The following is an 11,021-nucleotide window of genomic DNA, read 5'->3' as shown; positions in this document are numbered from 1 at the left end:
TCACCTCCTAGTTATAAATTTTTCCATCTTCAATACGAACGATTCTATCTGCTAATTGTGCAATTTCATTATTATGGGTAATCATTACAATTGTTTGGTTAAATTTCTCACTTGTCATCTTAAGTAAGCCTAATACATCTGCACTAGTTTTGCTGTCAAGATTACCTGTTGGTTCATCAGCAAGTACAATAGCAGGCTTCGTCACAAGTGCTCTTGCAATAGCAACACGTTGCTGTTGTCCTCCAGAAAGATTACCTGGTACATCATATAATTTTTCATCTAGTGCAAGTAAACTTATAATTTCATTTATAAAGTCTTTATCTAGTGTTTCACCATCCAATCCAATTGGTAAAATGATATTTTCATATACATTAAGTAAAGGAACAAGATTATAATTTTGAAATATAAAACCTATATTTCTACGTCGAAAAATTGTAAGTTGTTCATCATTCATAGTTGATAAATCCTTTCCTCTTATAATGACATTTCCAGATGTAGGATTATCTAAACCTCCCATAATATTTAATAATGTAGATTTACCACTACCAGATGTACCTACAATAGAAATAAATTCACCTTTTTCAACAGATATGCTCACACCATCAAGAGCTTTTGTAATGTTTGAATTTCTCCCATAATATTTTTTTAAGTCTGTTACTTGTAAAATACTCACTATAAAGACCTCCTTTATATATTGTAAATACAGTATATAATCAAAATGTTGCAGAATTATCACAAATAAAATATTTAAAAATTTATTTATTAGGTAAAAATATAGAAAAAGTAGAGCCTTCTTCAATTTTTGATGTAACTTTGATATATCCACCTTGAAGAGATACAATTTTTCTTGAAAGATATAGACCAATTCCAATACCATCTATATCATGTACATCTTCCTCACGATAGAATCTCTTAAAAATTTCTGCTTGGTGACTTTCTGATATGCCTTTTCCAGTATCAGTAATATCTATTTTAGCATACATAACCCAGCATTCTGTAGATATATGTATCTTACCTTTAGGACTTGTGTACTTCACTGCATTGTCTAATATATTGAAAATAGCTTCAGAAGTCCATTTTTTGTCATGACATATATATAAGTTTGAATCACAATCAACTGTAACTTCAATGTCCTTTTTTTCAGCATCAAATAAAATTCCACTAAGTGAAGTCGCAATTGTTTCATAAATCGAATTCTTTTTTTTAGATAATGAAATTATACCTGTCTCTAGTCTTGAAGTTTTTATCATAGACTGCATTAAAAATTCTAATTTATCTAATTGACCTTGCATATCCATCAAAAACTCATTTTGAATTTCAGTTTTAAGATTCTGATTCAGTAGAGTATTATTAATTATCTTTAAATTTGCAATAGGAGTTTTGATTTGATGAGAGATATCAGAAACTAATTCTTGTAAATCAGCTTTTTCCATAGCAATATTGTGGCGATTTTCTTGAATGACTTCATACATTCTAATCAGTCTATGATTAATACGTGACAAAAGTGTTTCTTCCTCCAAAGTAATTTCCAGATTATCTTTACTATTCATCATCTTATCTAAGGTTAAACATATCTCAGAGCAAAATAGAGTTATTTTTTTATGAAGTAAGAGCATGATTAATAATATAAAACCAGAGAATATTATTGTGTATATCAATAATAGAACAACTATTTTAAAATCATTAGTTATTATATAAATTGCTATATTGAATAGAATAGCTGTAAGAGCCATACTAACAGCAATTATTAAATAAATAGTATTAAAAGAAAAATTTTTAAAATTCATTTTTTTCACCTATCCACATGTATCCCATACCATATACTGTTTTAATGTATTGAGAGCCATCTTTTTCAATTTTACTTCTAATTCTACTTATAACAGATGTCAAAGTATGTTCATCTACAAAATTAGCATCTATATCCCAAAGTTTTTCTAAAAGTATTTTTCTTGTTAGAATGTTTTTGGGATTCTCAATAAATAGTTTTAAAGTACGATATTCTAATGGTGTAAATACAATTTGATTGTCATTTATATATGCACAGAACTCAGAAAAGTTAATCTTGAGATATCCATCATCATAGCAATCTTGTTTTGTTTTTGTTGTAATATGATTTAAAAGTGCTCTTACTTTTTGTTTAAACACATTGATATTAAATGGTTTTGTTATATAATCCAAAGCTCCAAGTTCATAACCTTTAATCATATCATATTCCATATCATTGGCAGTTAAAAAAATTATAGGGATATCATAATTTTCTTTAATTTTCTTGCACAAATCAAATCCACTTCTATCTGGTAGATTAACATCTAAAATAATTAAATCAAATTTGTGTTTAACAATAGATTCTAAAGAAGATATAGCTGTGAATTTTGAAATAACCATATATCCCTCTTCATTTAAGTTGTACGATAGTGTTTTATTTAATATAGTATCATCTTCCACTACTAATATTTTTTTCATATATTCACTCCTTTTATGTTTAATATTCTATATAAAGCTAATTATATAATCAAAATGTTGCTAAATTATCATATTATATTCATATAAATAAAATACTTAATAAATAATCTGTCCTAGAATTTATCATGGGACAGACTATTTATTAAATATATAAAATTATTTTAACCAAGATGGATTTCCAGGTACAAATATTCTTTTACCAAATTTTGAAGTATATTCATCCAAAGCTTTCTCAATAAGCTCATTATTGCCTTTAAAAGAAGTAGTGTTTTTTATAGTTTCAAGGTTTTGGCTAAATGGGCAAGCAGATATACACATACCACAGTCTGTGCCTAAATATCTCCATTTAATGTAACATGTTTCATGTTCAATCACCCAATTATATTTTCCATCATCACCAATTTTAATATCATTAGAAAGTGAGTGAGAAGGGCAATTAAAAGAACATTTTTTACATACTTTGCAAAAGTCTTCAAGTCCAAAATCAACATATTCATCTTCTATAAGTGGAATATCTGTAGTAACAACCCCTAGTCTAAGTCTAGAACCATAATCTTTATTTGTAAGTATTGCGTTTCTTCCTATATCACCCAATCCAGCATCACGAGCTATAAAAACAGGCATTACTAGATAATTAGCATCCATATGATTTCTAGCATCATATCCTAGGTTTCTTATGTAATAACTTAAAATCATGCCAACAATAGATGCATCTACATAACATTTTGAAGTTTCTATAACTTCACATATCATCGGGGCTCTGTTTATCATTTCTTTATCCATTTCACATCCAAATACAATTGCATATTTGTGAGATAGATTAACTTCCTCACCATAGTTTTCTTCATGTCTACCTCTATTTGTATAAATATGATAATCTTTTAATCTAGTTATACCAACCACAGAAGCTCCATATTGCTTTGCAAACCCTTTTATCTTTTTAGTCATAGATTTTGCATCTACATCCACTTTATTGTCACAAACTTTTCCTTCACATAGTGATTTTATATCAGATAAAAAGTCAAATGCACTACTTGCCATTGGAGAATTTATCTCATTATAAGTCATAGTTCCTTCACTACATAAATTTGGTCTACTTCTTATACTATCATCAACTTCTTTTTTTTCAGGATTTTTCTCATAATAGTCATTATAAGCAAAACCATTTTTTTTATAATTTGCTCTTGCAAACATAGTATTTCTTTCATCAACCCTTTTCAATTCTATTCCCCCTAGTAAAAGTATAATTAAATCATATAACCTTATCCTTACATAATTTAATTATATAAGAATAAGGTTATATTTTCAATTTAAGCGTCATTAAATTAAATAATATGTATTTATATATGTTTTATAATATTTTTACATATAAATTATATTAATGATAAATAATAAGAAATTTAAGAATAAATACGATTTGTTGTCTTTAAATGGTGTGTATTGACATACTGTAAAAAATCTTATTATAATAAATGTATGAACAATTAATATAAATTGATAAAGAAAGAAGTGAATTTATATGTCAAGAAATAAACATTCTGACAAGATGAGAAGTCAGATATTAGACGTTGCGTGGAAAATATTCGAAGAAAATGACTATGATGATGTAACTATGCAACAAATTGTGGATACTCTTGATATATCTAAAGAATCTGTATACTACCATTTTAAAGATAAAGAACTCCTGTTCGAAGAGATTATATCAAGTAATTTAAAAGTAGAGATGGAAAATTTAAAGTTAATATTAAATAATCCTAACTTTACGATTAGAGAAAAAGTGTCTGAATTTATCTTACACATATCTAGTTCAGAAATAAGGAAAAAATTGATTGATTATATGTGCCTCCAAAAAAAACCTATCTTATTTATGAAGAGTATAAGAGCATCTACGCTTGAAATGACCCCTTTACTATCTTGCTTAATAAAACAAGGTGTTGAAGAAGGCATTTTTAAAACTGATTATCCAAACGAAATGTCTGAAGTATTTATAATATTAATAAATATTTGGTTAGACCCAGTATTGTTTAATGAGAGTACAGAAAAACATTTCAAACGTATTGAGTGTCTTGCTAATTTATTAAGTGCAAGTGGTGTACATATTATAACTGATAATGATTTAAAATCAATTAAAGCCTTTTATAGAGAATGTTCTAAAGGTGAATAGTCTATAAATAAAAAACTGTAACTAGATTTGAGAAAAAACAAATTTAATTACAGTTTTTTTAGTAAAATAGGTGTATCAATATATTTTTAACAAAAGATAAGAAGAAATACTATTTTAAAAGTTTAAAAATAAAAGGAGTAGAAAATTGAATTTATTAATTATTGAAGATGATACAAACTTAAATGAAGGTCTTTTTTATGCTTTTGAAAGTGAAGGATTTAATGTTTTAAAAGCTTATACAAAACAAGAGGGCTTACATATATTTAATAATAAAAATATAGATTTTATAATTTTAGATTGTAATCTGCCAGACGGAAATGGATTTGATATATGTAAGCAAATACGAGAAATGTCAGATATTCCAATTATAATGCTTACTGCAAGAGATTCAGAGATTGATGAGGTAACAGGATTAGAAATAGGTTTAGATGATTATATCACAAAGCCGTTTTCTTTGTCTGTATTAAAAGCGAGGGTTAAAGTAGCAATAAGAAAAAAATCAAATAATAAAGTGCTGTATTCTAATGGTATAAGATTAGACCAAAAGTTATTAAAGGTGTATAAAAATGAAGTAGATTTGGAACTTAGTGCTGTAGAATATAAGCTTATTAATTATTTAATTGAGAATAAAGGACAAATATTATTGAAGGAACAAATTTTACATCATATATGGGATAGTGAAGAAAATTATGTTGATGAGAATATTATATCTGTAAATATAAGAAGACTTAGAATGAAGGTAGAGGATAATCCATCTAATCCAAAGTATATAAAAACAGCTTATGGAATGGGCTATCTATGGAATGAGGTGGAATAAATATGTTACTATTATTTGTTGCAATATGTATGATAATTATAGCTATAATAACTATTAAAAAAAGTCAAAATACATGTGACGAATTAAGTCTAATGCTAAATCAATTATTGGAAGGTAAAGAAATTTCTTATCCAGATACAAAAGATACAAGAATATCAAAAATTTCTTACCAAGTAAAAAAAGTTAAAGATATGATAGAGATAGAAGTAGAGCAGTCAAAATCAGAAAAGGAAGCAATTAAAAGTTTAATTTCAAATATGTCACATCAATTAAAAACACCACTTTCAAATATTACCATTTACTGTGAACTTTTAGAAAATAGTAATCTTCCTACATCAAAAAAAGTAGAATTTTTACAAAAAATGAAAAATCAAACTTTTAAAATTGACTGGTTATTAGAGTCTCTATTTAAGATGACTAAATTAGAAGATGGGGTTATCAAATTTGAAGCAGAAGAACTACTAATTAAAGACACTATTGTTCAAAGTATTAGTACTGTTTTTAATAAAGCAGAATCTAAAAACATAAAAATAAATTTAGAAATATTTTCAGATATAAAGTTATTTCATAATAAAAAATGGACTATAGAGGCAATTGTAAATGTCTTAGAAAATGCAATAAAATATTCACCATCAAATAGTATGATTACTATTTCTGTAGAAAAAATGGAACTATACACTAAAATTATAATCAAAGATGAAGGAATAGGCATTGATGGTAAAGAGTTGAACAATATTTTTAAACGATTTTATAGAGGTAAAAATGTTGAAAATCAAAATGGTACAGGAATTGGTCTCTATCTTACAAGATTAATTTTAGAAAAAGAAAAAGGGAATATTATAGTAGAATCCAAATTAGGAAGCGGAAGTTGTTTTAGTATCTTCTTACAAAATTGTAAGAGTTTAAATTAACTTTGTAGGATGGGTGTAATTATCGTCACTTACAATATCTTATAAGAACTTATATTTTAAGTTATGTTGAAAGGAGAAATAAAATGAGTATATTAGTGACGAATCATTTAGTAAAACATTATGGAGAATATGAAAACAAGGTCAATGCACTAAATGGGGTAAACATAGAAATTGAAAAGTCTACATTTACTGCTATAGTTGGAACTTCTGGGTCTGGTAAAAGTACATTATTAAACATTATAGGTGGGTTGGATAGCCCATCATCAGGAGATGTAATAATTAAGGGTAAAAACATATCTAAATTAAGAAAAAAGGATTTGACTGTATTTAGAAGAAGGAATATAGGTTTTATATTTCAAAATTACAGTTTAATACCAGTATTAAATGTCTATGATAATATTGCTCTTCCTGTTACATTGGATAAAGGAAATTATGTAGATCATAGCTATATTGAAATGTTAATGAATACATTAGGTATTTGGGACAAACGTCTAAAATTTCCAAGTGAACTTTCTGGTGGACAACAACAGAGAGTAGCAATTGCTAGAGCCTTAGCAAATAAACCTGCACTTATACTAGCTGATGAACCAACAGGAAATCTCGATAGTAAGACTACAATGGAAGTAGTATGTTTACTAAAAGAAAGTAGTGCAAAATTTCACCAAACAATACTTATGGTAACACATAATGAAAATTTAGCACAAATATGCGATTCTATCATACATATTGAAGATGGAATTGTAGTAAATAATGGTGGTGAAATACTATGATATCTTTAATGAAGTTTGCAATTCAATATATTAAACATTATAAAAAACAATCTATATCTATAATCTTAAGCATCGTACTATCAGTAGCCTTATTGACAGGAATTGGTTCTTTAGTAAATAGTGCAAATAAAAGTAAAATTGAGAAAATAAGAGCGGATAATGGAGATTATCATTTTTATTTTAAGGTAGATAATAAACAACTACAAAAAATTAAGAAAAACAAAAAATCAAATGAATACACTGTAAATAGACTTGGTATCACAAATACTAAAGGTTCTATAGATGAACCTTTCATTATGAATTTTTTAAATGTGGATTCATCTTATTTAGATATGACAGGTAGAAAATTATTGAAAGGAAAGCTTCCTAGCAAAGAAGGAGAAATAGCACTTGATACCTATTCATTAAATAATTTAAATATAAAAGAAAAAATTGGAACAGAGATAAAATTAGACGGAAAAACTTATAAGTTATGTGGGATTTTATCTGATATTTTAAATCCAGAAACTGCTTTAGAGGGCTTTGTAGATAGTTCTACATTTTCTGAAGAAAATGGTAATTATATGGTTTATGTAAAATTTGATGAAAATAAAAATATAAAAAAACAGAGTGCTAGATTTATGAGAGAATTTAGTATATCGAAAAAAAGTTCCTATGTAAACTGGAATTTATCAAGTGAATTTGGTGTAAAACCTCCAATAACTTTTGAAAGATATAGTGTATTTCAATTTTTAAATTCTTTAAAATTAAATACAAATGCAATTGTTTTGATTATTGGAATATTTAGTGCAGCAGCAATATATAGTATTTTCCATGTTTCGATACTTCAAAGAATATCACAATATGGCGTTTTAGAAGTGTTAGGTGCTAATAATAAGCAACTTTTACTACTCTTGTTTTTAGAATTATTTTTACTTTTCATCATAGGTTTTCCTATAGGATGTATTTTAGGCATAGGAGTAGCTTCAACAATACATCAACAATTTCCTCATATATTCTTAGGTAGTGATATTATTCCAGGGTCATTTTTTATAAGTGAAAAATCTATTTACTTAGGATTTTTGTTTTTAGCATTATTGTTAATTTTAATCACTGTACGAGTTGTATATAAGCTAAGCAAATATTCTAGTATTGAGTCAATGAAAAATTTTGAAGTTATTAGTAAACAGAATAGAGAGATAAAAAGTATAAAGTTTTCTAACATGACAGCAGTATTATCTCATAAATATATGACTCAAAAAAAAGGAATGTTTATAGGGATTTTGTGTTCATTAGCACTTGGGGGAATTATTTTTCTATGTTCTAGCTATTCTATACAACTTACTAGAAATAATAACGAGCTTACAATGAAGGCTGATGATGGTTTAAATTCTGATTATCAAATAGCTATGCAAACAACTGATTTTGATATAGGAATACCAAAAGATAAAATTTCAAGACTAAACGAAGTAGAAGGTGTATCAAGTATTCACCCAGTAAGGTATTTTTTTGGCGGTATACACATTAGAGATGAACAATTACTTTGGAAAAATTTCTTTAAACCTCTTGAAAAAGATTACAGAATAAAGAATTTTTTCAATGGAATTTGCACTAAACAAAGTGATGGGGGATACCTTTTAAAGACAAATATCTATGGATATAATGCTAACATGTTAAAAGGATTAAATCCTTATATTATTGATGGAAAAATTGATAATTCTGACATGGTTAAAAATAATAAAGTGATTGTTAGACTTCCTATGGATGGTACTGGTATATATGGTGCAGTTGACATAAAGCCAGGAGATACTATCAAAGTTAAAGTGCCAAAAACAATGAAACCTACTGATGAGACTATTAAGTTTAAAGAAGAAGATAAAAATGATTATACAGTAAAAGAATTTGTAGTTGCTGCTACTGTAAAACGTGTAATGGCAAATAATATATACTTTATTGGCGATTATGGCATGGATATAGTTATGACAAATGAACAAATGGAAAGTAATTTTAATATCATAAATTACAATATGGCCAGTATAAAAAAGACGAAAGAAAGCAATAGCATGGAAGTAGCTAAAGAAATAAAAAATGTTATACATAATATAAAACGATGTATTGTGACAGATTATACTATTGCTATTGAAAAAAATAATATTTATTTAAACCAGAAATTATTGTTTATATATGGTATCGTATTTGTACTTCTAAGCATAAGTTTGTTTCATATTATCAATACAGTGAGTTATTTAGTTTTTTCACGAAGACATGAATTTGGAATTTTAAGAGCTATGGGAATCACAGATAATAAGTTTTTGATTATGATGATGAGGGAAGGTTTTTTATATGGACTATATGCAAGTATTATAATGGTAATTGGAAGTATTATTGGGCAATCTATGATTTATTTTATAGTAAAACGCGTATATTTATATATAAATCCAGTTTTCAATATAAATATGTCTCTATATGTGGGTATGATTATTTTAAATATTACTATTAGTATTGTTGCAGTTATCATTCCAGTAAAACAAATATTAAAGAGTGATATTATTTCAGAAATAAATAGAGATTAAAATTCTTAATAAAGATTAATAAATTAAACTATGTAAATATTAAATAACCTCTTAATTGATATACAGTAAAGTTATGTCAATTAAGAGGTCTATATTAGTTTTTAATCTAAATAAATTACATAAAATGCTTTAAAATATATTATTTTGTATAGTTATCAAAATAACCTTGTATGTAAATAATAGGAGTACCTTTATCTCCACTTCCAGAAGTTAAATCTGCTAAAGAACCTATAAGGTCTGTAAGTCTTCTTGGAGTAGTACCTTGAGAAACCATATTTCCTGTTAAATCATCAGATTTATTATCTTTTTCAACTATGTATTTTGAAATTGCTTCTTTTAACTCATCTCCAGATAAGTCAGCAAAATCATTATCAGCTAAATATTTTAATTTCACCTCATTTGGAGTACCTTCTAAGCCTTTTGTATAAGCAGGAGAAACTACTGGGTCAGCTAGCTCCCATATTTTCCCTACAGGGTCTTTGAACGCTCCATCTCCATAAACCATTACCTCTACATTTTTACCTGTAATTTCTTTTATATTGCTTTGAATTTTATTTACAACTTCATCACAATTTATAGGGAATAATTTTACAGTTTCTTCTGTAGCTTTGTTTGAACCTAAAAGTCCATATTGGTCATTATACCCACTACCATCTACACTTGATGTCATTATATCATCAAGAGAATATACCTTTTTAGCACCATTTTGATTTAAAATTCTCTTTGTTCTTTGTCTTGTATGTATATCACAAGTTAAAACACTTGTTGTGTAATTAAGTATAGTTTTTGGGTTGTTAGCAAAAACTATTTCTACTTCTGCACCACACTCTTTAATTAAATTTTTATAATAATCAACATAATCAACACCAGTAAATGTATGTTTATTATATCCAAATAGTTCTCTATATTTTTCTTCTGTTAACACATCTGACCAAGGGTTTATTCCTTTGTCATCAAGTTCATCAATACTTATCAAGTGATTTCCAACCTCATCAGAAGGGTAGCTTAACATTAATACAACTTTTCTACATCCTTTTGCAATACCCTTTAGACATATTGCAAAACGATTTCTACTTAAAATTGGAAATATAACACCAACAGTATCATCTCCAAATTTATCTTTTACATCTTTCGCTATATTGTCAACATGAGCATAGTTTCCTTGTGCTCTAGCAACAACAGCTTCTGTAACAGCAATTACATCTTTGTCTCTAACTTCAAAGTTTTCACTCTTTGATGCATTTAAGACAGAATCAACAACTATTTTAACTAAGTCATCTCCTTGTCTTATAATAGGTGCTCTAACACCTCTTGAAACAGTTCCAACTAATCTATCCATTATTT

10 protein-coding genes are annotated in these 11,021 nt (G+C 26.9%); 5 read left to right on the top strand and 5 right to left on the bottom strand.

Annotated elements, in window-relative coordinates; genetic code table 11:
• Nucleotides 1-7: 7 nt before the first annotated feature.
• From IC758_RS10405 to IC758_RS10390, 4 genes are all read right to left on the bottom strand, one after another.
• A complete protein-coding gene (locus IC758_RS10405; RefSeq protein WP_227482645.1) occupies nt 8-673 on the bottom strand; it encodes an ABC transporter ATP-binding protein in 666 nt (221 codons plus the stop codon).
• A gap of 82 nt (nt 674-755) precedes the next feature.
• Entirely contained in the window at nt 756-1,787 is a 1,032-nt protein-coding gene (locus IC758_RS10400) for a sensor histidine kinase (RefSeq protein WP_227823944.1), read from the bottom strand.
• Nucleotides 1,777-2,463 carry a response regulator transcription factor gene (locus tag IC758_RS10395; RefSeq protein ID WP_227823943.1) on the bottom strand — a complete coding sequence of 229 codons (687 nt, stop codon included), beginning with the start codon at nt 2,461-2,463 and terminating at the stop codon, nt 1,777-1,779. The genes IC758_RS10400 and IC758_RS10395 overlap by 11 nt, the downstream gene beginning before the upstream one ends.
• Nucleotides 2,464-2,619: 156 nt before the next feature.
• Nucleotides 2,620-3,684: a 4Fe-4S dicluster domain-containing protein gene (locus tag IC758_RS10390; protein ID WP_227435149.1), complete on the bottom strand. Its 1,065-nt coding sequence runs from the start codon at nt 3,682-3,684 to the stop codon at nt 2,620-2,622.
• 298 nt (nt 3,685-3,982) lie between these two features.
• On the opposite strand from IC758_RS10390, the gene IC758_RS10385 reads away from it, so the two are divergent.
• The 5 genes from IC758_RS10385 (at nt 3,983) to IC758_RS10365 (ending at nt 9,677) form a co-directional block, all read left to right on the top strand.
• Nucleotides 3,983-4,627, top strand: a complete 645-nt coding sequence (locus IC758_RS10385; protein WP_227435150.1) for a TetR/AcrR family transcriptional regulator — start codon at nt 3,983-3,985, stop codon at nt 4,625-4,627.
• Between the two features lie 145 nt (nt 4,628-4,772).
• Entirely contained in the window at nt 4,773-5,444 is a 672-nt protein-coding gene (locus tag IC758_RS10380) for a response regulator transcription factor (RefSeq protein ID WP_227435151.1), read from the top strand.
• Between the two features lie 2 nt (nt 5,445-5,446).
• A complete protein-coding gene (locus IC758_RS10375) occupies nt 5,447-6,355 on the top strand; it encodes a sensor histidine kinase (RefSeq protein WP_227435152.1) in 909 nt (302 codons plus the stop codon).
• A gap of 83 nt (nt 6,356-6,438) precedes the next feature.
• Nucleotides 6,439-7,125, top strand: a complete 687-nt coding sequence (locus tag IC758_RS10370) for an ABC transporter ATP-binding protein (RefSeq protein ID WP_227860401.1) — start codon at nt 6,439-6,441, stop codon at nt 7,123-7,125.
• Complete coding sequence (locus tag IC758_RS10365; RefSeq protein ID WP_227860400.1) at nt 7,122-9,677, top strand: ABC transporter permease; 2,556 nt, start codon at nt 7,122-7,124, stop codon at nt 9,675-9,677. The genes IC758_RS10370 and IC758_RS10365 overlap by 4 nt, the downstream gene beginning before the upstream one ends.
• Before the next feature lie 139 nt (nt 9,678-9,816).
• On the opposite strand, the gene IC758_RS10360 is transcribed toward IC758_RS10365, so the two are convergent.
• Nucleotides 9,817-11,016, bottom strand: a complete 1,200-nt coding sequence (locus tag IC758_RS10360) for a coenzyme F420-0:L-glutamate ligase (RefSeq protein ID WP_227435155.1) — start codon at nt 11,014-11,016, stop codon at nt 9,817-9,819.
• Between the last annotated feature and the right edge of the window lie 5 nt (nt 11,017-11,021).

It is taken from the genome of Clostridioides sp. ES-W-0016-02 (genome assembly GCF_020641035.1).
Taxonomy (GTDB): domain Bacteria; phylum Bacillota; class Clostridia; order Peptostreptococcales; family Peptostreptococcaceae; genus Clostridioides.
This window is presented reverse-complemented; position numbering and strand designations above follow the sequence as displayed.